At 74.9% G+C, this 25886-nt stretch carries 23 protein-coding genes; 10 read left to right on the top strand and 13 right to left on the bottom strand.

Annotated elements, in window-relative coordinates:
- Positions 1–40 precede the first annotated feature (40 nt).
- The gene (locus tag ACFYUV_RS35415) at positions 41–1024 is read left to right on the top strand and encodes a hypothetical protein (RefSeq protein WP_387676555.1); all 984 of its coding nucleotides are present in this window, start codon (positions 41–43) and stop codon (positions 1022–1024) included.
- Here ACFYUV_RS35415 and ACFYUV_RS35410 read toward each other — a convergent pair.
- The gene (locus ACFYUV_RS35410; protein WP_387676552.1) at positions 989–1981 is read right to left on the bottom strand and encodes an AraC family transcriptional regulator; all 993 of its coding nucleotides are present in this window, start codon (positions 1979–1981) and stop codon (positions 989–991) included. The genes ACFYUV_RS35415 and ACFYUV_RS35410 overlap by 36 nt on opposite strands.
- 89 nt (positions 1982–2070) lie before the next feature.
- On the opposite strand from ACFYUV_RS35410, the gene ACFYUV_RS35405 reads away from it, so the two are divergent.
- The gene (locus ACFYUV_RS35405; protein ID WP_387676549.1) at positions 2071–3690 is read left to right on the top strand and encodes an alcohol dehydrogenase catalytic domain-containing protein; all 1620 of its coding nucleotides are present in this window, start codon (positions 2071–2073) and stop codon (positions 3688–3690) included.
- Positions 3691–3723: 33 nt separating this feature from the next.
- Here the strand turns inward: ACFYUV_RS35405 and ACFYUV_RS35400 are convergent, their stop codons facing one another.
- From ACFYUV_RS35400 to ACFYUV_RS35390, 3 genes are all read right to left on the bottom strand, one after another.
- Positions 3724–4848, bottom strand: coding sequence for an alpha/beta hydrolase family protein (locus ACFYUV_RS35400; protein ID WP_387676547.1), 1125 nt, complete (start codon positions 4846–4848; stop codon positions 3724–3726).
- Positions 4849–4894: 46 nt separating this feature from the next.
- On the bottom strand, positions 4895–5389 hold the full coding sequence (locus ACFYUV_RS35395) for an RNA polymerase sigma factor (protein ID WP_387676544.1): 495 nt from the start codon (positions 5387–5389) through the stop codon (positions 4895–4897).
- A gap of 90 nt (positions 5390–5479) precedes the next feature.
- Positions 5480–6427, bottom strand: a complete 948-nt coding sequence (locus ACFYUV_RS35390; RefSeq protein WP_387676541.1) for a MerR family transcriptional regulator — start codon at positions 6425–6427, stop codon at positions 5480–5482.
- Positions 6428–6640: 213 nt separating this feature from the next.
- Here ACFYUV_RS35390 and ACFYUV_RS35385 point away from each other — a divergent pair, with 213 nt between their 5' ends.
- From ACFYUV_RS35385 to ACFYUV_RS35375, 3 genes are read left to right on the top strand one after another with little or no spacing between them, the layout of a single operon-like run.
- Positions 6641–8095 (top strand): phytoene desaturase family protein, encoded by a 1455-nt coding sequence (locus ACFYUV_RS35385; RefSeq protein WP_387676538.1) that lies wholly within the window; start codon positions 6641–6643, stop codon positions 8093–8095.
- On the top strand, positions 8092–8991 hold the full coding sequence (locus tag ACFYUV_RS35380) for a phytoene/squalene synthase family protein (RefSeq protein ID WP_352354748.1): 900 nt from the start codon (positions 8092–8094) through the stop codon (positions 8989–8991). Before ACFYUV_RS35385 ends, ACFYUV_RS35380 begins: the two co-directional genes overlap by 4 nt.
- Positions 8988–9962 (top strand): phosphate acyltransferase, encoded by a 975-nt coding sequence (locus ACFYUV_RS35375; RefSeq protein ID WP_387676536.1) that lies wholly within the window; start codon positions 8988–8990, stop codon positions 9960–9962. Before ACFYUV_RS35380 ends, ACFYUV_RS35375 begins: the two co-directional genes overlap by 4 nt.
- A gap of 5 nt (positions 9963–9967) precedes the next feature.
- Here ACFYUV_RS35375 and ACFYUV_RS35370 read toward each other — a convergent pair whose 3' ends face one another.
- Entirely contained in the window at positions 9968–10675 is a 708-nt protein-coding gene (locus tag ACFYUV_RS35370) for a spheroidene monooxygenase (protein ID WP_387676533.1), read from the bottom strand.
- Between ACFYUV_RS35370 and ACFYUV_RS35365 the strand changes: the two genes are divergently transcribed.
- Positions 10647–11255: a glycerol-3-phosphate acyltransferase gene (locus ACFYUV_RS35365; RefSeq protein WP_387676530.1), complete on the top strand. Its 609-nt coding sequence runs from the start codon at positions 10647–10649 to the stop codon at positions 11253–11255. The genes ACFYUV_RS35370 and ACFYUV_RS35365 overlap by 29 nt on opposite strands.
- On the opposite strand, the gene ACFYUV_RS35360 is transcribed toward ACFYUV_RS35365, so the two are convergent.
- Genes ACFYUV_RS35360 through ACFYUV_RS35350 form a run of 3 tightly spaced genes read right to left on the bottom strand, consistent with a single transcriptional unit; the run spans position 11194 to position 14539 of the window.
- Positions 11194–12333: a glycosyltransferase gene (locus tag ACFYUV_RS35360; protein ID WP_387676527.1), complete on the bottom strand. Its 1140-nt coding sequence runs from the start codon at positions 12331–12333 to the stop codon at positions 11194–11196. The genes ACFYUV_RS35365 and ACFYUV_RS35360 overlap by 62 nt on opposite strands.
- A complete protein-coding gene (locus ACFYUV_RS35355; RefSeq protein WP_387676524.1) occupies positions 12330–13769 on the bottom strand; it encodes a phytoene desaturase family protein in 1440 nt (479 codons plus the stop codon). The genes ACFYUV_RS35360 and ACFYUV_RS35355 overlap by 4 nt, the downstream gene beginning before the upstream one ends.
- Positions 13757–14539, bottom strand: coding sequence for a carotenoid biosynthesis protein (locus ACFYUV_RS35350; protein WP_387676522.1), 783 nt, complete (start codon positions 14537–14539; stop codon positions 13757–13759). Before ACFYUV_RS35350 ends, ACFYUV_RS35355 begins: the two co-directional genes overlap by 13 nt.
- Before the next feature lie 121 nt (positions 14540–14660).
- Here ACFYUV_RS35350 and ACFYUV_RS35345 point away from each other — a divergent pair, with 121 nt between their 5' ends.
- Positions 14661–16796: an NACHT domain-containing protein gene (locus ACFYUV_RS35345; RefSeq protein WP_387676519.1), complete on the top strand. Its 2136-nt coding sequence runs from the start codon at positions 14661–14663 to the stop codon at positions 16794–16796.
- On the opposite strand, the gene ACFYUV_RS35340 is transcribed toward ACFYUV_RS35345, so the two are convergent.
- Complete coding sequence (locus ACFYUV_RS35340) at positions 16791–17288, bottom strand: ion channel (protein WP_387676516.1); 498 nt, start codon at positions 17286–17288, stop codon at positions 16791–16793. The two genes, ACFYUV_RS35345 and ACFYUV_RS35340, sit on opposite strands and share 6 nt — an antisense overlap.
- 100 nt (positions 17289–17388) lie before the next feature.
- On the opposite strand from ACFYUV_RS35340, the gene ACFYUV_RS35335 reads away from it, so the two are divergent.
- Positions 17389–19227: an alkyl/aryl-sulfatase gene (locus ACFYUV_RS35335; protein ID WP_387676514.1), complete on the top strand. Its 1839-nt coding sequence runs from the start codon at positions 17389–17391 to the stop codon at positions 19225–19227.
- A 23-nt stretch (positions 19228–19250) separates the two neighbouring features.
- On the opposite strand, the gene ACFYUV_RS35330 is transcribed toward ACFYUV_RS35335, so the two are convergent.
- Together ACFYUV_RS35330 and ACFYUV_RS35325 are read right to left on the bottom strand one after the other, a co-directional pair.
- Positions 19251–19874, bottom strand: a complete 624-nt coding sequence (locus tag ACFYUV_RS35330) for a response regulator (protein ID WP_387676511.1) — start codon at positions 19872–19874, stop codon at positions 19251–19253.
- On the bottom strand, positions 19871–21055 hold the full coding sequence (locus tag ACFYUV_RS35325) for a sensor histidine kinase (protein WP_364338349.1): 1185 nt from the start codon (positions 21053–21055) through the stop codon (positions 19871–19873). The genes ACFYUV_RS35330 and ACFYUV_RS35325 overlap by 4 nt, the downstream gene beginning before the upstream one ends.
- Positions 21056–21203: 148 nt before the next feature.
- Between ACFYUV_RS35325 and ACFYUV_RS35320 the strand changes: the two genes are divergently transcribed.
- Complete coding sequence (locus tag ACFYUV_RS35320) at positions 21204–22283, top strand: ABC transporter permease (protein ID WP_387676636.1); 1080 nt, start codon at positions 21204–21206, stop codon at positions 22281–22283.
- A complete protein-coding gene (locus tag ACFYUV_RS35315) occupies positions 22280–22969 on the top strand; it encodes an ABC transporter ATP-binding protein (protein WP_387676507.1) in 690 nt (229 codons plus the stop codon). The genes ACFYUV_RS35320 and ACFYUV_RS35315 overlap by 4 nt, the downstream gene beginning before the upstream one ends.
- Before the next feature lie 29 nt (positions 22970–22998).
- On the opposite strand, the gene ACFYUV_RS35310 is transcribed toward ACFYUV_RS35315, so the two are convergent.
- Both ACFYUV_RS35310 and ACFYUV_RS35305 read right to left on the bottom strand, forming a co-directional pair.
- The gene (locus ACFYUV_RS35310) at positions 22999–23748 is read right to left on the bottom strand and encodes a hemerythrin domain-containing protein (RefSeq protein ID WP_387676504.1); all 750 of its coding nucleotides are present in this window, start codon (positions 23746–23748) and stop codon (positions 22999–23001) included.
- Between the two features lie 106 nt (positions 23749–23854).
- On the bottom strand, positions 23855–25756 hold the full coding sequence (locus ACFYUV_RS35305; RefSeq protein ID WP_387676501.1) for a vWA domain-containing protein: 1902 nt from the start codon (positions 25754–25756) through the stop codon (positions 23855–23857).
- Between the last annotated feature and the right edge of the window lie 130 nt (positions 25757–25886).

Below are 25886 nucleotides of genomic sequence, written 5' to 3'. Positions count from 1 at the left end.
AACGATTGCTTGAAATCGATCATCAGGGGACGATTGGCGCATGCGTCTGAACTTCCAGGTGGGCGACCTCGCGGCCACCCGGTTCGTGGTCTCGCCCCTGACCCACGCGATCTTCGCGGCCTTCAGCGTCCACCATCCCGACCTGACCGAGAAGGGCTCGATCTGGCGGGACATCGCCAAAGCCGTGCCGCGCCGGACGCTGCCGCTGCTCGACATCCTCAACCGCGGCGCCTCCCGCGTCACCCTGCATGAGGGGCTGGTCACCTCCGAGGTGGCCCCGCCGATCGAGACCGCCGCGCTCTCCGACGAGCTCGACGCGCTCGCCGCGCTGGACACCCCGCCCGAGGAGCGCGAGTTCGGCGGCGACCTGTGGCGCTTCAGCGGGGTGCCGGGACGGCCCGACCTCGACATGGACCCGGCGCGGTTCCGCCGGGCCCTGGCAGACAGCATGTACGTGCTCTTCCACCGTTTCCTCGCCCCGGAATGGCCCGGCATGCGCCGGAGGCTGGAAACCCGCCTGGCCGCCTACCAGGAGACGGTGGCGCGGATCGGGCTCGGCTCCGCGCTCAGCACCCTCAGCCCGCGGCTGTCCTGGGACGGCGGCGGCATGGTCGTCGCGGGCGGGCCGCCGATCACCGTCGATCTCGGCGGCCGCGGCCTGCTGCTGCATCCGATCTCCGGCGCCTCGCCCCGCTACCTGGGCATCGCGACCACCCGGGACCGGCGCAGCTCGGTGCTCACGGTGCCGATGCCCGACGGCGGCCGCCAGGTGCTGCCGTCACCGGCCTTCGACACGCTCGCCGCGCTGGTCGGGCGGGCGCGGGCGCGGGTGATGCGGGCCGTCGGCGGACACGGCTGCCGTACGGACGAACTGGCCGGGCGGCTCAGGGTCAGCGCCTCCACCGCCTCCGAGCACATCACCGTGCTGCGCAACGCCGGGCTGATCGCCACCCGCCGCAACGGCCAGGCCGTCCACCACCACCTGACCTCACTCGGCGCCCGCCTGCTGGAGGCCAACGGCTGACCCGGCACGGACGGGCTCACCCGCTCCCGGGGGCGGGCAGCCGACGCGGCGGTACTTGCCGGGGGGCATGCCGTACTGGCGTTTGAAGGCGTTGGCGAAGGCGAACTCCGAGCCGTAGCCGACCGCGGCGGCGACCGTGCTCAGCGCGGCGTCGGAGTCGCGCAGCATGCGCGCGGCCGTGCTCAGCCGCCACCAGGTCAGGTAGGTCAGCGGCGGCCGGCCGACGAACTGGGTGAACCGGCGGGAGAACGCCGCGCGCGACAGCCGGGCGCGGCGGCCGAGCGACTCGACCGTCCAGGGGTGGGCGGGATCGCGGTGGATGCCGTCGAGCGCGGCGCCGACGGCCGGGTCGGCCAGCGCGGCGGCCCAGTTGCCCGCCTCGCAGTGGTCGGCCGAGGCGTCGAACCAGGCCCGGAGGATGTACAGCAGCAGCATGTCCAGCAGCGCCGGGACCACCAGGTCGGCGCCCGGCCGCGGGTCGTCGATCTCCTTGCCGAGCAGCTCGACGGCGGCGCGCAGGTCGGTGTTGCGCCCGAGCCCGGTGGGCAGGTGGATCATCTCGGGCAGCCCGCCGAGCAGCGGATGCGCCCGGCCGGCGTCGAGCCGGTAGCCGCCGCAGAGCGTCACGGTGACGGGCCCGGCGCCCTCCAACGAGGCCGAGGTGAACAGCTCGGCCGGGGCGTAGGGGTCACAGTCGGGCTCCGGGAGGGGCCGGTCGGGCGAGTCGGCCAGCCCGTAGCCGTGGCCGTGGGGGAAGAACAGCACGTCGCCCGTGCCGACCGGGAACGGCTCGCCCTCCGGCGGGATGGCCCAGCACGAGCCGCGCAGCACGACCTGGAACCCCGCCGACCCGGGCGCCGACGGGAAGCGCTGCCCCCACGGCGCCGGCCACTCGACCCGCGCCGAGCGCGGCACGCCGATGCGCATGGAGGCGACCACGTCGCTCAGTACGTCCATGGCCGGAGTCTAGTGCGGAAGACGATCGCGTATGAATCAAGCACGCGGACTCATTGGACGCCTCGTGTCCGGCTCCTAGAGTTGACGGCATGACAAGAGTCCTGGTCAGCGGGGCGACCGGCACGATCGGCCGTCCGCTGGTGGAGCAGTTGAAGGAGGCGGGCGCCGGCGTCCGCGCGGTGACGAGGGAGCTGACCGACCCGGTCGCGCTGGCGGCGGCCCTCGACGGGGTGGACGCGGTGTTCCTGCTGTGGCCGTTCGCCTCGGCGGAGGGGGCCCGCGAGGTGCTGGAGCTGATCGGCGCCCGGCGGGTGGTCTACCTGTCCTCGGCCGCCGCGCGTCCGCACGAGGTCGAGATCGAGCGCCTGATCGCCGGGACCGCCCGGGAGTGGACGGTGCTGCGTCCGCACGCCTTCGCGGCCAACGCCCTGCGGTGGGCCGGGCAGGTCCGGACGGGCGTCGTGCGGCAGCCGTCCGGCGAGGCGGTCTTCTCCCCCGTGCACGAGCGGGACGTCGCGGCCGTCGCGGTGCGCGCGCTGCTCGGCGAAGGGCACCACGGCGCGGTGTACACGCTGACCGGGCCGCGGCCGCTGACCCAGCGGGAGCAGGCGCGGCTGATCGGCGAGGCGATCGGCCGGCCGGTGCGGTGGTCGGAGGAGCCTGCCGAGGAGGCCAGGCGGCGGCTGCTCGGCCTGGGCTGGCCCGCGTCCGCCGTGGGCGGCATGCTGCGCGCGCTCACCGAGCCGGGCCCGTCCACCCGGACGGTGGAGGAGGTCACCGGGGTGCCCGCGAGCGACTTCGGGACGTGGGCGATCGAGCACGCCGCGGACTTCCTCGGCACCATGCGGGCCGCCCGCCTGCACGAGTACGGCGACGCCTCGGTGATCAGGGTGGAGGAGGCGCCGGTGCCGCGGCCCGGCCCCGGCGAGGTGCTCATCGAGGTGGCCGCCACGTCGTTCAACCCCTCGGAGGTGGGGCTGCGCGCGGGCCTGCTGCGGGAGGTGTTCGGCGGCACCCTGCCGCACACGCTCGGCTGGGACGTCGCGGGCACCGTGCTCACCGGGGCGGGCGACCTCGTCCCCGGGGACCGGGTGATCGGGCTCATCGACGGCGCGGCGGCCGAGTACGCGGTCGCCAGGGCGGACGTGCTGGCCAGGGCGCCGCGGCGGATCCCGCTGACGGCCGCGGCGGCCGTGCCGGTGGCCGGGCTCACCGCCTGGCAGGCGGTCTTCGAGCACGCCCGCATCGGCCCCGGCAGCCGGGTGCTGATCAACGGCGCGGGCGGCGGCGTCGGGCTGTTCGCGGTGCAACTGGCCAAGCACGCGGGCGCGTACGTGGTGGCCACCGCCGGGCCGCGCAGCGCCGCCGCCGTACGGGCGCTGGGCGCGGACGAGGTCGTGGACTACACCGCCGGCCCCCTGCCGGGCGGCAACGACGTGCTGATCAACCTGGTGGCCGACGTGCCCGGCTCGGTGACGGAGCTGGCCGCGGAGTTCGTCTCGATCACCCGGCCGATCGAGCATCCGCGCGCCGTCCACTTCGTGGCCCGCAACGACCCGGGGCAGCTCGCCGAGCTCGTGGCGTTGATCGACGCGGGCGTGGTGGACGTCGAGGCGGCCGTCCGCCCGCTGGAGGCGCTGGCCGACGTGCACCGGGAGGCCGAGCGCGGTCTCGTCCGCGGCAAGGTCACGCTGACGACGGGCGGCTGATCACGCCCGTTCCTCCGGTCACCGGTCCGGGGCTCAGGTCCGGGAGGGGTCCACGGAGAGGAAGTCGCGGACGAGGCGGTCGTAACGGGCGCGGTCGACGTTCCACGCCTCCGTGTGTTCGCCCCGCTCGAACGGCTCGAACCGGATCTCCCACCCCAGCCGCCTGCCCGCGGCCACGAGACCGTACGCCTCCTGGATCGGGTGCTCGGCGTCGGGAACGGTGTGGATCAGCAGCAGCGGCGGCCGGACCCGCGGCGGACGCCGGATCAGGCTGAGCCGGTCCGGATCGACCCCGGTACGCCACCGGACGACCTGGTTCGACAGCCCGGCCAGGAAGCCGGGCAGGTGGTGGTTCCTGACGCCCTGTTCGGCGGTCATGCCGACGTCGATCATGGGGGCGTCCATGACGACCCGGTCGACCAGGGCCGCCAGCGGCGACCGGTCCAGGAACTGCCCGACGACCTGGCCGCCCATCGAGGTGCCGTACAGGACGAACCGCCGCGCCCCCATGGTCCGCGCGTGGCGCAGGGCGGCCTCCAGGTCGCGCCACTCCGAGTCGCCGAGGTGCAGCAGCCCGTCGGGCGAGGCGGGCGCGCCCTGGTCGTTGCGGTAGCTGATGTCCAGGAAGGGCAGCCGCAGCCCGTGCACGACGGGCAGGACCTTCAGCTCCGCCTTGCGCCGCCCGTTCTGGCCGTGGACGGCGACGACCCAGGTGTCGCCCTCGCCGGGCACGTACCAGGCCGGCGCGGGTCCCAGCTCGGTGGGCACCATGATCTCGGTGTAGCCGATCCCCCAGGCCACCTCGGGATCGCCGGGCGGCACGTTGCCGAACCAGCCGGGCGTGCCGACCGAGGGGACGTGGCCGCGCAGCACCTTGCGCGTCACCCGGTCGGCGGCGCCGGTGACGACGTCGCCGAGCATGGCGTACGAGCCGGTCCACTCTAGCCAGTACGTGCCCGGCTTGCCGGTCTCCGGCGTGCGCGTGAGCGTCACCAGGTCGCCGCGCACGGCCAGGACCTCGGTGTTGGCCGCGCCGTGACGGACGACGCCGACCGACTGCTCGCTGCCGAACCAGGCCCCGGCCCCCGCCGCCCCGGCCAGGACGACGACGACCGCCAGCCCCGCGATCCACAGCCGCCTCTTCTTCAGTGCTCGCATGTATACAGAGTAAACTATGAACGTTTACGGCGTATACATCGTGGGCTCAGGCCGTTCCGGCCAGGAGGTCCGAGAGCCGGTGCAGCCCGCGCGAGATGCGGGCCTTGACGGTGCCGATGGGCACCCGCAGGTGCTCGGCGATCTCCCGCTGGGTCAGGTCGGCGAAGTAGGCCAGCTCGATGGCCTGCCTCTGGGCGTCCGACAGTTCGGCGAGCGCGCGGTCGATCTGGTCGCGGTCGCCGACCGCGTCGGGAGCCGGACGGGCGCGTCCCGGCAGATCCCCGGCCTCCTGCAGCGGGACGGTCAGCAACCGCCGCACCCGCAGATGGTCGACGGCGCGGCGGTGGGCGATCGCGAAGACCCACGCGGCCTGGCTGCGCCCGGGGTCGTACCGCCCGCGCGAGCGCCAGACGTCGGCGAAGACGACCTGCAGCAGATCCTCCACCTCCTCGGCGGGTACGAACCGGCGCAGGTAGGAGCGCACGGAGGGAGCGTGTGTGCGGTAGCACTCGCCGAGCGCTTCCTCGTCACTGGTGTCCATGCGCCTGCCCCTCACCGCAAAAACCTATTCAAAACTTATTCATACCGAGGCGCGGCAGCCGGTCACAAGCTCATCAAGGGAAAGGGCGGCTCAAATCAAGGTCGACATGACGCATGCGACGGCGTCGGCCAGCGTCGACACCCGGACGACGCCCTCGGGGGCCGGGCCCTGCCAGCCGCGCCCGCCGATGACGATCCGGCAGGCCGGACGCACCTGGGGCAGGGCGGCGAGAGGCGCGGTGTCGCCGGTCTCCGCCCGCTGCGACCAGACGAACACGGCCGCGGGACCGAGCCGCCGCATCGCGTGCGCCAGCGCCGGGTAGGGGGTGCGGGCGCCGAGCACGCGGGTCTGCACGCCGCGTTCGGCGAGCGCGGCGGCCAGGGCGTGCACCGGAAGGCTGTGCTGCTCCTCCTCGGCGCAGGCCAGGAGCACCGGCCGGTCCGACCGCGGCGGCACGTCGCCGGCGAGGCGGTGCAGCGCCGCCTGGAGATGGCCGGACAGCAGGTGCTCGGCGTCGATGCCGGACCCGGTCGCGTCCTGGCCCCGGCAGACGGCGTCGAGCGCGGGCAGGAAGAGGTGCTCCCACGTCCACACCACGCCCTGCGCGGCCAGCGTCTCCTCGACCAGTGCGGCGACGGCGCGGCCGTCGAGCATGACCGCGGCGCGGGCCAGCGCGGCGACGACCTGCCGCGGCGCGGGCCGCCCGCCGGGAGGCTGCGGCGTCCGCCGGCCGCCGGAGGGGACGGCCGCCGCACGCGCGCCGGACGGCGGCGCGGCGGGGGCGTCGGGCAGCGCGAGGGCGAGCCTGGCCGCCTCGGCCGGCACCAGGCCGGTGGCGATCAGGCGTTTCATCTCGGCCAGCCGCCGCACGTCGGCGGCGCCGTAGCGGCGGTGGCCCCCGGGGCTGCGGCGGCTGGGGCCCAGGCCGTAGCGCAGGTTCCAGGTGCGCAGCGTCGGCGCGGGAATGCCGAGGCGCCGGGAGACGGCTCCGATGCCGAATCCCGCGTCCTCCTCGCTGACCGGTGTGTCCTCGTCCATGGTGTTCCCGCTGCCGCTCGACGTGTCCGACTATCTTTTCGCGCTTGCGGGGTCCTTGGGCGCATGGCTGGGCGCGTCCGGCTTGATCCCGTTGTCCGGTGACGTGCAACCGGGCGCGCTCCTGGCACGAATTCTGTTCATAGCGACAGAAGGAGCTGCGTACATGGACACGGTGACCTCGCAGGCCGGGCACGTGCGTGGAACGGCCGGCCGATGAGCCCGGTGGTCGTCGTCGGGGCCGGGCTGGGCGGGCTGGCCGCGGCCGTCCACCTGGCGGCCGCCGGTCGTCAGGTCACCGTGGTCGAGGCGCTCGACGAGCCCGGCGGCTGCTGCGGCACCGCCCGCCTCGGGCCGTACCGCTTCGACACCGGGCCCTCGGTGCTGACCATGCCCGGCGTGCTGGCCGAGGTGTTCGGCGCGGCCGGGCAGGAGCTGCGGCACTGGTTGCCGTTGCGCCGCCTGGACCCGTCGTACCGGATGGTCTTCGACGACGGGTCGCGGCTGGACGTCCTGCCCGAGCGCGAGGCGATGGCCGAGCAGGTGCGGACGGTGTGCGGGCCCGCCGAGGCGGCGCGCTACGAGCGTTACCGCGCGCTGCTGGACGAGCTGTTCCGGGTGGAGTGGCCGGCGTTCATCAACGCGGACGTGAGCCGGCTGCGCGCCCTGGCCCGGCCGGCCGCGCTGCTCCGGCTGGCCCGGCTGGGCGGCTTCCGGCGGCTGGACCGCCTGGCCGCCCGGCACCTGCGCGACCCCCGGCTGATCAAGGCCCACACCTTCCAGTCCCTGTACGTGGGGCTCGCGCCGCAGCGCGCGCTCGGCATCTACGCCGTCATCGCCCACATGGACACCGTCGGCGGCGTGTACTTCCCGCGGCGCGGCGGCATGCACGCCATCCCCTCGGCCATGGCGGCCCTGCTGGCGAAGCTGGGCGGCGACCTCCGCTACGGCGCCCGCGCCGACCAGGTCGAGACGGACTCCGACGGCGTCACCGGGGTGCTGCTGGCGGGCGGCGAGCGGCTCGCGGCGCGGCAGGTGGTCGTGGCCTGCGACCGCCTGGCCGCCCGGCGGCTGCTGCCCGGCCCGGCGGCCGACTGGCGGTTGCGCCGCCCCCACCACTCCCCCTCCTGCCTGGTGCTGCACGTCGGCCTGGACCGTCCCCTGGACGGCCAGGCCCACCACACCCTGCAATTCGGACGGGCCTGGCGGGAGACCTTCACGGCGCTGGCGGCCGGCCGGCCGCAACCCGATCCCAGCCTGCTGATCACCCATCCCGAGCCGGACGGCGAGGCCGCGCCGCCCGGACAGGCCACGCTCAGCGTCCTGGAACCCGCGCCCAACCTGCGGACCGCCGACTGGGACCGGTTGCGGCCCGAGCTGGAGACGCGGCTGCTCGGCCGCCTGGCCGCGCTCGGCCACGGCGACCTGTCCGGCGCGCCCCGGCTGGTGCTCGACCCGCCCGCCTGGGCGGCGCGCGGGCACAGCGCGGGCACCCCGTTCGCGCTGGACCACCGCTTCACCCAGACGGCGTGGCTGCGGCCCTCGGCCGTCGCCCGGCGGGTGCCGGGACTGCACTTCGCCGGCATGTACACCGCACCCGGCGTCGGGATCCCTCCGGTGCTGATCTCCGGCCGGCTCGCCGCCGAACGCATCTTGAAGGAGGCCCGTTGACGCTCACCGCCAGCTACGAACGCTGCCGACAACTCCACGCCCGCTACGGCCGCTCCTACTACCTGGCCACCCGCCTGCTGCCCCAGTGGAAACGCCGGCACGTGCACGCCCTGTACGGCTTCGCCCGCTACGCCGACGAGATCGTCGACTCCTTCACCATGACCGGCGACCGCGCCCGCGCGCTCGACGACCTGGCCGCCAAGGTCGAGGCCGGGCTGGCCGGGGCGGCGACCGGCGATCCGATGCTGCCCGCGTTCCTGCACACCGTGCACTCCTTCGGCATCGACCACGGCGACGTCCGCGCCTTCCTCGCCTCGATGCGCGCCGACCTGTCGGTGCGGCGGTACGCGACCTACGACGACCTGCTGGGGTACATGTCGGGATCGGCCGCCGCGATCGGCACGATGATGCTGCCGGTGCTGGAGCCGGCGCCCGGCCACGAGGAGGCGGCCCGCGAGCCGGCCCGCCAGCTCGGGCTGGCCTTCCAGCTCACCAACTTCCTGCGCGACGTCGCCGAGGACTTCGCCCGCGGCCGGGTCTACCTGCCGATGGAGGACCTGGACAAGTTCGGCGTCGTGCCCGGCATGCTGGGCGAGCGGCGGACCCGGCGGGCGGTGCGCGACCTGCTGGCCTTCGAGGCCGGGCGGGCCCGCGAGCACTACCGGGCCGCCGACGAGGGCGTCGGCCTGCTCGTCGCCTCCTCGCGGCCGTGCGTGCGCGCCGCCTTCGAGCTGTACGGCGGCATCCTCGCCGAGATCGAGCGCCGCGGCTTCGACGTCCTGGCCGGGCGGGTGCGGGTGCCGCGCCGCCGCAAGGCCGCCGTCTTCGCCCGGCACCTGCTGGCCTCCGCCGGGTCGGGCCGGGCCGAGCGGCGCGTCCGCGTGGAGCTGCCGTGACCGGCGCGGCCCCCGTGGTGCTGGACGCGATGGGCGGCGACCACGGGCCCGCCGAGGTGGTCGCGGGGGCGGTGCTGGCCTGCCGCGAGCACGGCGTGCCCGTCGTCCTCGTCGGCACGGCGCCCCGGCTGGCCGAGGAGCTGCGGCGGCACGGCGCCGCGGACGAGATCTCGGTGGCCCACGCCGAGGACGCCGTGCCCATGACCGAGCGCGGGGCGGGCGCGACCGCGCTGGCCGCCTCCAGCCTGGCGATCGGCTGCGACCTGGTCGGACGGGGCGAGGGCGGGGCGCTGGTGTCGGCCGGGTCCACCGGCGCGGTGGTCGCCTGCGCGGTGCGCGGCATCGGCCGGGCGACCGGCGTGCTGCGGCCCGCGCTGGCCGTGGCGCTCCCGTCGCTGCCGGGCGGCGCGAGCGTGCTGGTGGACGCCGGCGCGATCACCGATCCGCGCCCCGCCATGCTGGCCCAGTTCGCGCTGCTCGGCGCGGGATACGCGCGGGCCGTGCTGGGCGTGGCCGACCCGGTGGTGGGGCTGCTGTCGATCGCGGCGGAGCCGGGCAAGGGCAACCGGCTGGCCCGGCAGGCCGAAGAGCTGCTGAGCGAGCTCCCGGTGCGCTTCCACGGCCCGGTCGAGGGGCACGACGTCCTGGCCGGCACGGTGGACGTGATCGTCACCGACGGCTTCACCGGCAACGTCGTGCTCAAGAACGTCGAGGGCTGCGTGCGCACGGCGCTGGCCATGGTGGCCGACGCCGGCCTCGCTCCACCCGACCGGCTCGCCGAGGTGGCGCGCCGCTACGACCCGCAGACGCACGGCGGCGCCGTCCTGCTCGGCCTGCGCGGCACCGTCGTGGTCGCGCACGGCTCCTCGCGGGCGGCCACGATCGCCCGCGCCTGCGTGGTGGCCCACACGCTGGCGGGGCGGGACCCGGCGGCCGGGATCGCGGCGGGCGCGGCCACGGCGGCGGGATGAGGGGGTCAGCCCAGCGGGTCGCGCCCGTCCCAGCGGCCCTCGCTGGCATAGGGGACGAAGCGGGCGAACAGCTCTTCGGCGTACCAGTCGCGGGCCCGTACCCGCTCGACGACCCGCCGGTGGGCCTGGCCCCGGTAGGCGAAGTCCCGTACGGCCCGCCGGTCGCGCCACAGCGAGAAGGTGGCCTGCCGGGCGAGCGGCCACTCCCCCATGCCGACCGAGGCCAGGCAGCCGTCCTGCCGCCGCAGCAGCTCCTCGACCGGCGGGACCGACCGGTAGAAGGCGACCAGCCGGCCGGGCCGGATGGACGCCCTGGTGAGCACCGCCACCGGGCCGGGCCCGCCGTCGTCGCGGGCCGGCGCGCCGCCGAACGGGTCGCGGCCGCCCCACGCGCCGCGCGAGGCGAGCGGGGCCAGCCGGGTCTGCCAGTACTCCGCGGACTCCGTCCGCCAGCGGGCGGCGATCGGCGAGTCGCGCAGGAACTCCGCCAGGTCGCTCTCCCGCCGCCAGACGGCGAACAGCGCCCAGCGCCGCAGGTCGGCGCCCAGCGACATCGAGCGTCCCCTGCCGGTGCCGAGCAGCCGCCAGAAGATCGGGCCGCCGGGGCGGCGCAGCAGCGGCCGGTCGAAGGCCATGTGCTTCATCGCCCCCCTGCCGCCGTACCGGACGAGGTGGAACGACGCGATGGTTGAGGTGCTCGTGTCGGTCGTCATCGGCTACCTGCTGGGGTCGGTGCCGGTCGCGGTCCTGACGGCGCGGGCGCACGGCGTCGATCCGCGCGACGTCGGGGACCGCAACCCGGGGTACTGGAACGTCAAGGAGCAGCTCGGGCGGTGGGCGGGCGTGCCGGTGTTCGCCGGCGACACGCTGAAGGGCGCTCTGGCCGCCCTGGTCGCGCTGGTGATCGGCGGCGGCCACACCGCCGCCTTCGGCGTGGTGTCGGGGGCGAGCGTGGCGCCGGTGTACCTGGCGGTGGCGGCGGCCATGGCGGGGCACGCGTGGCCGCTGTTCGCCGGCTTCCGGGGCGGCCGGTGCGTGCTCACCTTCGCCGGCGGGGTCGCGGTCATCTGCCCGCCGGCGTTCGGGCTGGCCGTGGCGGCGCTGACGCTGGTGGCGCTGGCGACGCGGTCGTTCGCGGCGGGCGCGCGCCTGGCGGTGTTCGGGGTGCCGCTGCTGCAGCTGCTGTTCATGCCGGCCGAGCTGGTGGCGGCCACCGGGGGGCTGATGTGCCTCATCGGGCTGCGTTTCCGGCAGGCCGCGCTGGCCGGCCGCCGCCGCTCGTCCCATCGCTGACGCCCGCGCTCACGTCGCCGTAGGTGCGTCCCCGCCAGTCGCGCACCGGGCGTACGGTGGCCTGCGTCAGGCGGAACGCGGCGGCCGGGTCCAGCAGCGGCGACAGCAGCAGCCCCACTCCGGGCCGCCGGTAGCTGCCCCGCAACGCGGCCGTCAGTGACACCCGCAGTCCCAGCAGCGCCAGGTCCAGGCCGGTCGGGCGGCCCGCGGCCAGCCGCAGCACGGGCAGCGCCGCCGTCAGCCAGATGACCGCCAGGTCGGCCGCCTGCCGGCCGGGGCCGGTCACGTCGGCCAGCGGCAGCGAACGGCCCCACTCCCGCCACAACTCGCCCGCCGAGTCGTGCATGTCGACCTCCAGCAGGCCGCCGGCGTCCAGGAAGCCCACCGACCAGCCCTGTGCGGCCAGGCGGCGGGCCAGCGCCACGTCGTCGGTCATCCGGTCGTGCACGAGCGCGAAGCCGTCCGCCTCGGTCATCCGGGACCGCCGGAAGGCCATGCACTGGCCGTTGGCGATCACCCGGTGCGGCGGCGGCGGGCTCGGGGGGCCGACGGGGCCGAAGCGGTAGACCAGCGTCGCCAGCATCGAGGCGTGCAGCGCCTGCTCCAGCGCGCCGTCGCAGACGAAGCGCGGGCCGGCGCTGACCAGGTCGTAGCGGTCCAGGGCCGCGGCCAGCGCGCCGAACAGGCCGGGCGCGGGCCGGACGTCGGCGTCCAGCGTGACCACCACGCCGGCGCGGGCGGCGGCCACCCCCTGCCGCAGCGCCCACTGCTTGCCGACCCAGCCGGGCGGCAGCGGATCGGCGGTGACGACGGTGGCGCCCAGCGACGCCGCCAGCCTCGCCGTGCCGTCCCGGGAGCCGTCGTCCACGACGATCACCTCGCGGACGCCGGGGGCGGCCAGCGCGGCGCGCAGGCACGGGCCGATCCTGGCCTCCTCGTCGCGGGCGGGGATCACCACGGAGACCGGCTCGCCCGCGACCGGACGGGGCCGCAGCGCGGGCAGCCGCCGCCGCCCCCGCGCGAGCCGGGCCGCCACGACGGCCGCCGCCACGCCCTGCGCGACGGTGAGCGCCCTCATCGCGAACCGCCCGCGAGGTCCTGCGCCACCAGGCCGGCCACGATGCGGGCGCCCAGCGTCACCATCGGCAGGCCCCCGCCGGGGTGGGCCGAGCCGCCCACCAGGTACAACCCGCGTCTCGGCCCCCGGTTGCCCGGCCGGGCGAAGGACGCCAGCCTGCCCCGGTAGGCGCTGCCGTAGATCGCGCCGCCCCAGGAGCCGTACCGGTCCCGCAGGTCGGCGGGGGTGAGGACGTCGACGAAGCGCAACCGGCCGGCCAGGTCGCAGCCGCGCCCGGCCAGCCGCTCCAGCACCAGGTCCCGGTACGCCTCGACCCCGATCCCCCACCGGGCCGGATCCCGGGCGGGCACGTTGACCAGCATCGTCCAGTTCTCCGCCCCGCCCGGGGCCTGGGAGGCGTCGTCCACCGCCGAGCAGCCGACGTAGACCGTCGGGTCGAGGGGCGGACGTCCCCGGTCGAAGATGTCGGCGAACTCGCGCTCGTAGTCGGCCGAGAACAGCACCGAATGGTGCGGCAGTCCCGGCGTGCGGCCCTCCACCCCGGCCAGCAGCAGGAAGGCCGAGGAGGAGGCGCCGAGCCGGGCGATCCGGCGCAGCCGCCGCCGGTCCGGCGACAGGCGGCCGTACAGGGCGGCGGCGTCGGTGCCGGCCACCACGACGTCGGCCCGCACCCTGCGTCCGCTCGCCAGCCGTACCCCGGTGACCCTGGACGCGTCGGCCTCGACGGCGGCGACGGGCTCGGACAGGAAGATCTCCACCCCGGCGGCCTTCAGCAGCAGCGCCAGGTCGTCGGCCAGGCGGGCCAGGCCGCCGGGCGCGTACCAGACGCCCTCCCCGTGCTCCAGCGCCGGGACGCAGCCCAGTGCCGCCGGCGCCCGGTACGGGCTCGACCCGGCGTACGTGGCGTAGCGGCCGACGTACTGGCGCAGGCGGGGGTCGCCGAAGTGGCGCCGCGCCAGCCCGGCCAGGGTGCGGGCGGGGGCCACCGCGGTCAGGTCCGACAGCCGCGGCCGTCCCTGCCGCCGGATCGGCGGACCGGCGAACACGGTCCGCTCCGCCGCCCGCAGGCAGCCCTGCGCCCACTGGTGGAAGGCCGTCCAGGCCCGGCCCTCGCCCGGCGCCAGCCGCTCCACCTCGGCGGCCATCCGCGCCGGGTCGCGGTGGGCGTCCAGGACCGTGCCGTCGGCGAAGCGGTACCGGCACAGCAGGGCGGGTTCGATCAGCTCGCGCTCCAGCCCGAGTTCGCGCAGCACCCGCGGCATGGTGAGCAGCGAAGGGCCGAGGGAGAAGGTGAAACCGTCACGGCGGTGCTCGGCCAGCTTGCCGCCCAGCCGCGGCAACTGCTCGTACAGCCGCACCTCGTGGCCCTGGCGGGCCAGCAGCAGCGCGCACGCCATGCCGCCCATGCCGCCGCCGATCACCGTCACCTCGGCCATGACCGCCTCCAGGCCGGCGCGGCGAACGCGCCCATCGTGATCCCTCCGGCGGCGGCGACCAGCAGGTCCGGCGGCCGGAACACCGCCGCGAAGCCCACCGTCTCCATCACCGCCATGACCGTGTACAGCGTCAGCAGCCCGCGCGCCGGGGCGGCGGCCCGGACGATCCGCCCGACGACCACCATGACCAGCGCCGACACCAGCAGCCAGCCGGCGAAGTTGCTCAGCGGCACGCCGCGGTAGAAGCCCTCCCGCGCCCACGTCCACAGGCCGAGCCGGACCATCTGGGGGTCGAGGAACAGGTCCCACGCCGTCAGCGCGCCCGCGCCCGCGCACACCCGGGCCACCCCGCCGGACGGCACGACCGCGACCGCCACCGCGTGGGCCGCCAGCCCCATGCCGCCCCACGCCAGCACCACCACCACGGGAACCCCGGCCACCTGCGGCCACAGCGCGTCGCTGTAGCGGTAGGAGCCGAACGGGAACCCGGTCAGCAGCCCCGCCAGCTCGGCCGCGTACCCGGTCAGCGCCGCGCCGGCGAAGGCGGCCGCCGCCCTGGCCGCGCCCCAGGCGTCCGCGGCGAAGGCCATGGCGCACGCCGCCAGCAGCACGACGATCACCCCGGTGAGCCGCTCGGGCCGCGCGGCCAGCCCGGACGCCACCTGGCAGCCCATCATGGCCAGCACCGACAGCACGCCGAGCGCGCGGGCCGGCCGCAGCGCCGATCTCAGGGCCGCGCCCGTCAGCTGCCGGCCTGGTGTGCCTTCCACATACCTGTGTTTCGCACGTGCCGCCCGCGGGGTTGCACGGGCCGCGAGCCGGTACGGGACGAAGAGGATCTTTGTCCCGTTCCCCGCACACGACGGGCGCCCGCTTTGCAATGCTGGGACCGTGAGCCGGCGGACGAGGACATGGTGGTTCCGGGCGGGCGTGGCGGCCGGGATGGTCATGCTGGTGGCCGCCGCGCTGCGGCTGTGGACGCTCTACCCGGGCGACGTCGACCCGGTCGGCGCCGGGCTGGGGCTGGCCGGGACGGGCATCGCCGCGCTGTCCTGGTGGCAGGCGCAGCGGCTGGCCGACACCGACGTGCAGGCGGCCGCGATCCTGCTGGCGGGGCGGGTGCTGGCCGAGGAGCGGGCCCAGCGGGCACAGCTGCTGGGTCGCAAGGGCAGCGACGCGGTCATCGACGTCGACTTCTCCTTCCATCCCACCGGCGGTTCCGTCTCCGCGCCGCCGGCCGGCAGCCTGAAGCAGGTGGCCGGCTACTTCCGCGAGCTGGGCGGCCCGGGGCGGCTGGTGATCACCGGGGTGGCGGGTTCGGGCAAGACCGTCCTGGCCATCGAGCTGATCCTCCGGCTGCTCGACGGCCGGCGGCCCGACGACCGCGTCCCGGTGCGGATCTCCGCGGCGAGCCTGGATCCCGACGTGCCGGTGCGGGACATGCTCGCCCGGCACCTGACCGCCGCGTACGGCCTGAAGCCGGTGACCGCGCGCACGCTCGTGCAGGCGGAGCGGATCCTGCCCGTCGTGGACGGGCTCGACGAGATGGACGACACCGACGAGCCGGGCTACGGTTCACGGGCCGCCCGGGCGCTGCGCGCGCTGGAGGAGTACGAGCACGGGCTGGACCGCTGCGGCATGGTCCTGACCTGCCGCACCGACCAGTACGACGCCCTGGTCGCCGACCGGGCCGTCCCCCGCGGGATCGTCCGGGTCGACGTGGGCAGGGTGGGCGGCGACAAGGCGTGGAGCTTCATCCAGGCCGTCACCGACCAGGAGGATCCCGACCGCTGGCGGCCGGTCCTCGACGCGCTGACCCGCGACGGCCACGTCCTGGCCGAGGCGCTGAACACGCCGTGGCGGCTGACCCTGGCGGTCAGCGTCCACGAGCAGCGCGACCCGGTCACCGGGCGCTATGTGCGTTCCCCCGAGGTCCTCACGCGCTTCGCCGACCAGCAGGCCGTACGGGAGCATCTCCTCGGCCTGTTCATCCCCGCCCGCCTGGCCGCGGCGGACCCGGCGGGCAGGGGGCCGGACGCCCGGCGCACGCACGCCTACCTGGCCGTCCTGGCCGCCCATCTGCGCGCGAACGCGGGCCGGCCGCCGCTCGACGGGCGCGTGTTGTCCGGCACGGATCTCGTGCTGCACCGGTTGTGGCCGCTGGCGGGCGACCGGGCGCGGTTCTTCGGCGCGCTGGTGGCGCTGGCGACCTGCCTTCCCGGGGTCGCCGCCGTCGTCGTCGCCGCCGTCGCGGTGTTCTCGCGGGTGGAGATCGTGGACGGCCGGATCTCGGGCGCGACGGTGATGGCCGTCGCCCTTCTCCTGCTGCCCGGCACGGTGGCGGTGCGCCTGCTGACCGAGCCGGTCACGGCCTATCGGCAGGCGTGGTCCACGGCGGACGAGGACGGCCTGCTCCGGTCCCGCGGCGGACAGAGCCGCAGGCGGAGCGTCGTGGACGGCGTGCTGGCCGCCCTGTACGGCTGCCTGACGAGCGCGGCGGTCATCATGGAGTTCGGCGCCGCCCTGCCGCTGTGGGTGCCGATCGTCTTCGGCGTCCTGGTCGGCGTGGGGATGGCGAGCGGCAGGGACGTGACGCTGGGATACGCCGGCTCCTGGGACGGCGTCGACCCCAGGACGGTCATCCGCAACGACGTCGTCTCGACGCTCGTGGCCGCGCTCACCTTCGGCCCCGGATTCGGGTTCATGCTGGGCATCTGGTTCGTGAAGCTGCTGGAGGGGATCCCGGTCGTCGCGGCGGTCGCGGTGGCCGCGGTGTTCGGCATGTCGCTGGTGGCGTCCTGGTCGCCGCTGCTGGCGCGCCGCTACCTGGGCCTCCTGCTGGCCACGCGGGGCCGGCTGCCGTGGCGGCTGGGACGGTTCCTGCACCGCTGCTACGACGCCGGGCTGCTGCGGATCTCCGGGATCGCCTACCAGTTCCGGCACCGCGAGCTCCAGGACTACCTGGCCACGCACCCCCAGGCCCCCACGGCGGCCCCGGTCCCCTGCCTGGAGGGAGAACCCTCATGACGACTCCTGCGAGCGCCACACGCCCACGATGAGCGCGAGCGCCGACGTCACGACGATCAGATCGAAGATCACCTGCACGACGACCAGGGCCTTCGCCCCCTGCCCGAGGGGGACGACGTCGCCGTAGCCGACCGTGCCCAGGGTGATCACCGAGAAGTAGAGCGCGTCCACCCGCGTGCGCAGGCCGTGGAACTGCGCCGCCATCAGGAAGTACAGCGCCGCGAAGAAGACCACCACGACGATGACGACGGTCAGCAACATCGCCAGCTGCTCCGCCAGGGACCGTCCGGGCCGCAGCGCGCGCCCCACCTGCCGCCCCAGCAGCCAGGCCAGCACGATCACCCCGGCCAGGCAGCCCAGCACGCGCAGCTCGGGCGAGCCGTCCTGGAGTTTCTCCGTCGGCAGCGGCACGACGAAGTAGACGCCGGTGATCAAGGCGGCGGCGACCGCGCTCCGCACCCATGCCAGCACGCCGGCCGGAGAAGCACACATGAGAGGAACGTTCCTCGGACCGGCGGCCGCACCGCCGCGAATGCCCTTTCTTGGGGCTCTCCTTGCCCTCATCGCAGACTGCCGAGGGCAGGACGCTCACATGGCAGACCTTCCCTTCCAGGACCGGACGGACTTCGAGCACGCCGATCGCGGCTTCGTCGCCAGGCTGACCCCCGGCGTGGTCAGGACGTCCGGGGGCGAGGTCGTCTGGGACAACGACGTCTACGGCTTCCTGACCGGCGACTGCCCGCCGACCGCTCATCCGAGCCTGTGGCGGCAGGCGCAACTGTGCGCCCGCCAGGGCCTGTACGAGGTGACCGACGGCATCTACCAGGTGCGCGGCCTGGACCTGTCCAACATGACCCTCGTGGAGGGCGACACCGGCGTCGTCGTCATCGACCCGCTGGTCTCCGCCGAGTGCGCCGCCGCCGCGCTCGGGCTCTACCGCGACCATCGCGGCGACCGGCCGGTCACCGGGGTCGTCTACACCCACAGCCACGTCGACCACTTCGGCGGCGTGCGCGGTGTCACCGACGGGAACGTGCCGATCGTGGCGCCCGCCGGTTTCATGGAGCACGCGGTCTCCGAGAACGTCTACGCCGGCAACGCCATGAACCGCCGCGCCCTCTACATGTACGGCCAGCTCCTCCCCCGGTCCCCCGAGGGCCAGCTCGGCTGCGGGCTGGGCATGGGCACCTCGCAGGGCACCGTCTCCCTGATCCCGCCGACCCTCGACGTCACCCGCACCGGCCAGGAGGAGACGATCGACGGCGTCCGCGTCGTCTTCCAGCTCACCCCGGGCACCGAGGCCCCCGCCGAGATGAACTTCCTGTTCCCCGACCACCGCGCCCTGTGCCTGGCCGAGAACGCCACGCACAACCTGCACAACGTGCTCACCCTGCGCGGCGCGGTGGTCCGCGACGCCCGGGTGTGGGCCCGCTACCTCACCGAGGCCGTCGAGCTCTTCGCCGACCGGGCCGACGTCGCCTTCGCCTCCCACCACTGGCCCACCTGGGGCCGGGACGACATCGTCACCTTCCTGTCCCAGCAGCGCGACCTGTACGCCTACCTGCACGACCAGACCCTCCGCCTGCTCAACCAGGGCCTGACCGGCCCCGAGATCGCCGAGGTCATGCAGGTGCCGCCCGCGCTGGAGCAGGTCTGGCACACCCACGGCTACTACGGCTCGGTCAGCCACAACGTCAAGGCCGTCTACCAGCGCTATCTCGGCTGGTTCGACGGCAACCCCGCCCACCTGTGGGAACACCCGCCCGTCGAACTGGCCCGCCGCTACGTCGAGTCCTTCGGCGGCACCTCGGCCGTGGTGGCCCTGGCCGGCCGCTACGTCGAGGAGGGCGACCTGCGCTTCGCCGCGACCCTGCTCAACCACGCCGTGTACGCCGACGGCAACGACGCCTCGGCCCGCAGGCTGCTGGCCCAGGTCTACACCCGGCTCGGCCAGGGCGCCGAGAACGCGACCTGGCGCAACTTCTACCTCACCGGCGCGGCAGAGCTGAAGGACGGCCCCTCACCCGGCGCCACCGACACCACCTCGCCGGACATGCTCGCCGCGCTGTCCAGCGAGCAGCTCTTCGACTCCCTGGCCATCCGGGTGAACGGCCCCGACGCCTGGAACGAGCGCTTCGCCATCGACTGGCACCTCACCGACCTGGACGAACGCCACCGGACCACGATGTCCAACGGCGCCCTCATCCACCAGCGGTCACCCACGGGCGACGGAGCCGACCTGACGCTGCGCCTCACCCGGCAACGCCTGCTCACCCTGCTCTCCGGCGACGGCGACAGTGACGGTGACGGCGACGGTGACGGTGACGGTGACGGCGGCGGGCTCGACCACGACGGCGACCTGACCGTCCTGCGACGCCTGGCGTCCCTGCTGGAGCAGCCCGAGCCGGACTTCGCCATCGTCACGCCCTGATGACCCGAGCGCCACGCCGCGGCTCACGGCGGGCGGATGAGGCCCCGCTTCGAGGCCGCCGCGACGGCCGCGGTGCGGGAGTCCACGTCCAGTTTGGTGTAGATGTGCGCCAGGTGGGTCTTGACGGTGGTCTCGCTGAGGAACATCACCTTGCTGATCTGCCGGTTCGACAGGCCGGCGGCGACGTGCCCGAGCACCTCCAGCTCGCGCGGGCTGAGCGTGGCGTCGGGGGCGCGGACCCGGCCCAGCAGGCGGGCGGCCACGCTCGGCGCCAGGGCGCTGGCGCCCGCGGCGGCCGACCGGATGGCGGCGTGCAGGTCCTCCGACGGGGCGTCCTTGAGCAGGTAGCCGGTCGCGCCGGACTCGATGGCGGCCACGATGTCGGCGTCGGTGTCGAACGTCGTCAGGACCAGGACGCGGGGGCCGTCCAGGGCGACGATCCGGCGGGTCGCCTCGCTGCCGTGCATGCCCGTCCCCAGTTGCAGGTCCATCAGCACGACGTCGGGGACGAGCGTGGCGGCCAGCCGCACGCCCTCCTGCCCGGTGGCGGCCTCGCCGACCAGGGCGAAGTCGGGCTGCCCGGCGAGCATGGCGCGCAGGCCGGAGCGGACCACGGGATGGTCGTCCACCAGGACGATCCGGATCACGGCCCCTCCAGCGGCGGCAGCGGCAGGGTCGCCACGACGGCCGTGCCCTCGCCGGGGGCCGACTCCACGGTGAGGCTGCCGCCCAGGGCGCTCACCCGTTCGCGCATCGCGCGCAGGCCGTAGCCGGCCGAACGTCCGGGGTCGAAGCCGCGGCCATCGTCGTACACGTCCAGCATGACCACGTCGTCCAGGTAGGTGAGGGTCACCCCGGCGTGGCCGGCGCCGGAGTGGCGGCTGACGTTGCCCAGGGCGCCCTGGGCGACGCGGAGCAGCGTCGCGTCGTAGTCGGCGGGCAGCGGCGCCGGGGTGCCGGAGACCTCGAAGCGCGCCTGGATGGGCGTGCCCGCCACGGCGGAGTCGCCGGCCCTGCGCAGCGCGGCGGCCAGCGACGAGTGCCGCAGCGCCGCGGGGGCCAGGCCGCGGACGAAGTTCCTGGCCTCCTCCAGGTTCTCCTTGGCCGCGTCCGCCGCCTCGGTGATGCGGCGTTCGGCGGCCGGGAGGTCGTCGGCCAGGTCCCGCCGGGCCGCCCGCAGCAGCAGGATGATGCTGGACATGCCCTGTGCCAGGGTGTCGTGGATCTCTCTGGCCAGGCGTTCCCGCTCGGCCAGCCGTACGGCGTCGCCCTCCGCCTGGAGCAGTTTCCCGCGCGTGCGGACCAGGTCGTCGATCAGCAGGCGGCGCTGCTCGCTCTCGGCGTGCAGCGCCTTGTAGACCATCGCCATCAGGGTGGCCACCGCCGCGCCGATCGTCGGGCCGATGACCAGGGCGGCGGTCAGCCGTCCCTCGTGCCAGGCGGCGGCCAGCACGGCCGCGACGGTCAGCGCCGCCACGCCCGGCAGCGCCACCGCCAGCGGCAGCAGGTGCAGGTAGGCGAAGAAGAGCGGGAAGGCCAGCCAGACGAACTGCGGCGCGGCCAGCGCGAGCAGCGCCCACCCGGCCGTGGTCAGCACCAGCCAGATCCGGCCCAGCAGCAGGTGCGTCGGCCCGCCGAAGTGCGGCAGCCGCGCCTCGATGGTGATGCCCGCCGCGTAGAGGACGCCGAGGAGCGCTCCGCCCAGCGTCGGCGCGAGCCGTCCGGTCCCGGCGACGCCGGCCAGCGCGATCGCCAGGAGGGTCGCGAACGTGCCGTGCACGGTCCAGCGCAGCAGGCGGAGGGCGGGCGGGAACGGATAGTCAGACATCTCTCACCAAGCGTATGCGACGACCCTGCGCCACAAATCGTCCGAAAGAAGTATTACGGGCGGACCGCATGCACGATGCGCGGCCGATCCGGCGGCGCGCACGCTGGAGCACGTCAACGTGACCTTCAACCGCAACGGGGGACGCGCCGTGTTCGTGGCGCTCAGAGACCTGCGCTTCGCGAAGGGACGGTTTGCTCTCATGGGCGCCGTCGTCTTCCTCATCACCCTCCTGGTGACCATGTTGTCCGGCCTGACCGCCGGGCTGGCGCGGGAGAACATCTCGGCCGTGGAGGGCCTGCCCGCCGGGCACCTCGTCTTCGCCGGCAGCGGGAAACCGTCCTTCGCCGACAGCCGCGTCACCGACCGGACCTGGCAGGAGTGGCGGCGGGCGACCGGTGACGCCGCCGAGCGGCTGGGCGTCTCCATGTCGCGGCTCGGCTACGGCGACGACGGGAGCGCGGGGGTGGCGCTCTTCGGCGTCCAGCCGGGCGGCGCCCTCGCCCAGGGACGGCCCGTGGACGCCGGGAAGGTCGTCCTCTCCGCCGCGCTCGCCGCCGACACCGGGGTGGGCGCCGGGGACACGGTGCGGATCGCGGGCCGGGACTTCACCGTGTCCGGCGTCGGCGGCCAGGCGTCCTACAGCCACACGCCCGTCGTCTGGGTCGGCATCGGCGACTGGGAGCAGATGGGCCGCCAGGCCGGCGCCGACAGCGTGGCGACCGTCCTGGCGCTGCCCGCCGGTGACACGGGGCTGCCTGCCGGCGGCCTGGCCGCGGCCGACGCGCGGCTCGGCACCACGACGGTCCCGCTGTCGCAGGCGCCCGCGGCGATCGGCTCGTTCTCCTCCGAGAACGGGTCGCTCCAGCTCATGCGCGGGTTCCTGTTCGCGATCTCGGCCCTGGTCATCGGGGCCTTCTTCACCGTCTGGACGATCCAGCGGCGCGGCGACGTCGCCGTGCTCAAGGCCCTGGGCGCGAGCTCCGGCTACCTGCTGCGGGACGCGCTCGCCCAGGCGGTCATCGTGCTGCTGGTGGGCGCGGGCGCCGGCGGCCTGCTCGGCGCGGGCCTCGGCGCGCTGGCCGAGGGGACGGTGCCGTTCGTGTTGTCGGCGGCCACCACCGTGGCGCCGGTGGCCGTGCTGATCCTCCTCGGCGCCGCCGGGGCCGCGCTGGCCATCCGCAAGATCACCTCTGTCGACCCGCTGACCGCCCTGGGAGCCTCCCGATGACACTCAAGCTGACCGACGTCGTCCTGACCTATCCCGACGGCGACCGTACGCTGACCGCGCTCGACCACGTCAGCCTGGCCGTCGCGGCGGGCGAGTTCGCCGCGGTGGTCGGCCCGTCCGGCTCGGGCAAGTCGAGCCTGCTCGCCGTCGCCGCCACCCTGATCACGCCCGCCGCGGGCAGCGTGATCATCGCCGGGCAGGACGTCTCCGGAGCCGGCCAGGCGGCCCGCACCAGGGTCCGCCGCGACCACGTCGGCATCGTGTTCCAGCAGGCCAACCTGCTGCCCTCGCTCACCGCGCTGGACCAGCTCCTGGTGATGGCGCACCTGGCCGGCGAGTCCCCGCGCGCGGCCGGCCCGCGGGCGCGGGAGCTGCTGCTCGCCGTCGACCTGGGCGGCAAGGAGCACAAGCGCCCGCACCAGCTGTCCGGCGGCGAGCGCCAGCGCGTCAACATCGCCCGCGCCCTGATGAACTCCCCCGAGGTGCTGCTGGTGGACGAGCCCACCAGCGCGCTCGACCACCACCGGGGCGAGCTGATCGTCTCCCTGCTGGCCGACCTCACCAGGCGCAACGAGCTGGCCACCGTCATGGTCACGCACGACCTGGCCACCCTGGACCAGGTGGACACCGTCCTGTCCATGGACGACGGCAGGCTCGGCGAACGCGCCGCCACCCGGGTCGCCTGACCGGGCCCGCGCCGCGAGCACCGGCCGGGTCAGCCGCGCGGGGTGAACTGGTCGAGGTCGTAGATGCCGAGCGCCTTCTCGATGTCGGCCACCTGCGCGACCACGCCGGTGAAGCCGGCCGCGCCGAAACGGCGGTGCTCCTCGTCCTCGAACGTCTCGGCCAGCTCGGCGAACTCCTTGGGCGGGATGACGGCCCGCATGGCGGGGAAGACCACGGTGTCCTCGCGCGCCTCGTGCGGCTCGTACATGCGCACGAAGGCGGCCAGGTCGGCGGTCAGGCCGCGGCGGACGCTCTGGGGGACGGGCCGCGCGGTGGCGTCCAGGATGCGGCCGGTCAGGACGCGTCCGCGCCGGTGCTGCCGGATCAGCACGGGCACGACGTCGGTGAGCCTGCCCGCCCCCACCAGGCGCGGGAAGACGTAACGCTCTTCCAGCCGCTCGTGGTAGTCCTCGATGAACGTGCGGATGATCCCGGCCCCGGCGTGCAGCGGGCCGACCGGCACCCGCTCCCCGGCGCCGATCCGCCGGACGCCCTCCCGGTAGACCAGCAGGACGCGCTTGAGGACCCCGTGCTCGCGCATGAGGTCCTCCGGCGGCGTGACCGGCACCTCCCCGGTCTGCTCCGGGCCGGGAGCGGGGCTGGCCGTCGTGGCACTGCGGGCCGGCCGCGCGGTGTCGCAGCCGGTCAGCATCGCCGAGCCGCAGGCCAGGGCGACGGGCATGGCCAGCATCTCGCGACGGCGCACGCTCGCCGGCCCGCCGGCTGCTTCGTCCCGCATCGTCCGCCCCCGTTCCCGAGCCGTCCCTTCCAGGTGCTGCCCGTCGGCGGCGGTCCGACGCGAAGGCGCGGGTAATCCTTGTGCCGGGAACGCGTCTACCTGCGGGCTACCACTCCTCGTTCCATGCCTCGTCAGGCATGGACCACTCCTGCGGGTGCGGGCAGGCGAAGGCCGATTTGTGGCAGACGTCGTGCCAGCCCGGGTGCTCCTCGCAGCGGTCCCAGCACGGGTGCGGGTCGTGGCAGTGGTCCCAGTACGGATGCCCGCCGTGGCAGTGGTCGGGACGGGTCGGCGTGGGCTTCGGCGTGGGCGTGGGCGTCGGCGTGCGTGTCGGGGTCGGCGTGGGCGTGACGGTCGGCGGGACCGTGGGCGTCGGGGTGACCGTCGGGGTCGGGGTCACCGTGGGTGTCGGTGTCGGTGTCGGTGTCGGTGTCGGAGTGGGCGTGGGCGTGGGCGTCGGGGTCGGGGTCGGCGCGGGCGGGCGGTTGTAGACGGTGCAGCTGACGGCCGCGTCGCTCGGCACCTCGACCGTGAAGCCGAGGCCGCCGCTGTTGGTGACCGGCACCTCGACGCCGGTGTCGATCAGGCGGCAGACGGCGTTGCGCCCGTCCTGGGTGACCAGGGTGTGGTCGGGGTGCTGGGCCTCGGTGACGGTGACGTCGGCCGACGCGGTCTGGCTGAAGGTGAGGTCGAAGTTGACCGACCCCGTGCCGTCGCCGGTCGTCGACTCGGTGGCGGGCAGCCCGCCGATGCCCGGCGTGGTGGTCTCGGCGGTGAAGTCCCAGCCGGGGCCGGCCGGGGTGGCGCCGGTGACGTCCTCACCGGTGTTGCCGGACGGGACGAGCTGCTTGATCACCGACAGCGACCCCTCGCACTGGGCGCGGACGATCTCCCGCAGCGCCTGCCCGGCGGCGGCGTAGTCGCTGGTCTGGAAGTAGTCGGCGGCGGCCGCGTTGGTGCCGTCGAAGGCGGTGGTGCCGGAGATGGCGCGCAGGTTGAGCGCGGTCAGGCCGGTCACGCCGTTGCCGACGCCGACGGCCAGGACGCGGGTGCCCTCGGCCTTGACCGCGTTGGCGGAGAAGATCCCGGCCTCGACCTCGGCGATGCGGGTGTTGCTGCCGTCGCCGAGCAGGGTGTCGTAGTAGGTGGGGTTGCCGTCGGTGAGCACCACCAGCAGGTCGTAGCGCGGCGCGGCCTCGGCGACCGCCCACAGGCCGCGGTCCCAGTTGGTGCCGCTGCCGAGCTGCCAGTCGGCGTACTGGTTCTTGAACGCCTCGGCGCCTGCCTCGGTGGACACCGGCATGAGGTCGGGGTTGTTCGTGGTGCCGGCGCTGGGCGAGTTGCGGTCGAAGGTGAACAGCGCCATCCGGGACGGGGTGCCGGTCAGCGCGTCGGTGAAGGTGTCGGCGGCCGCCTTCAGGTCGGGCAGCGCGCTGCCCACCGAGGCCGACAGGTCGAGCAGCAGCGCGACGTCGAGGCCGCAGGTGAGATCGGGCCGGGGGTTGACCCGTGACTGCTGCCAGATCCCGGTCGAGGCGGTGGCGTCCGCGCGGGTGTCGTTGATCATGAAGTCGCTGGTGGAGGAGTACGTGGTGCCGCTCTCCAGCGCGGGGGTCTGGAAGACGTACGGCGTGGCGACGGAGTTCGACCCGCTGCCGCGGCCGGTGCGCAGCTCGGGGTTGGTGTACCAGCCGCCGGGGGCGGACAGCTGCTTGACGTAGAAGCGGGCGCCGGCGTTGTCGCCGCCCGGCTCGGTGCCGGGGACGACGAAGCTGCAGTCGCCGTCGTCGTCCGAGACGCACACGCCCCAGTCGGCGTCGACCGGGTCGGCCGCGTCGGGCGTGGCGAACAGGCCGAGCTCGACCCCGGCCAGCGGCCCCACAGTGGTGTCGCCGGTGCGGTCGCCGCCGGTCCGCACCGTCACCACCGAGGTGTCCGGCGACGGATCAGGCACGACCAGCGGGGACGACGGGACCGCGAGCAGCCCCGCGCACAACACTTTCGCCATCCTGCCGGCGACTATGCGAACACTCTTCATCTTCCCCCCAGAGCGATCCGATCACTACGGACTGTAACCAGGAGTGGATCAAAGGGCGCTTCCGCCGTCCCCGGCCGCGCGATCAATGCCGACCGCACCT

Origin of the sequence: Nonomuraea sp. NPDC003560 (genome assembly GCF_042878785.1) — a bacterium.
Taxonomy (GTDB): domain Bacteria; phylum Actinomycetota; class Actinomycetes; order Streptosporangiales; family Streptosporangiaceae; genus Nonomuraea.
The sequence above is the reverse complement of the archived record's forward strand: the minus strand, read 5'-3'. Positions and strand labels throughout refer to the sequence as shown.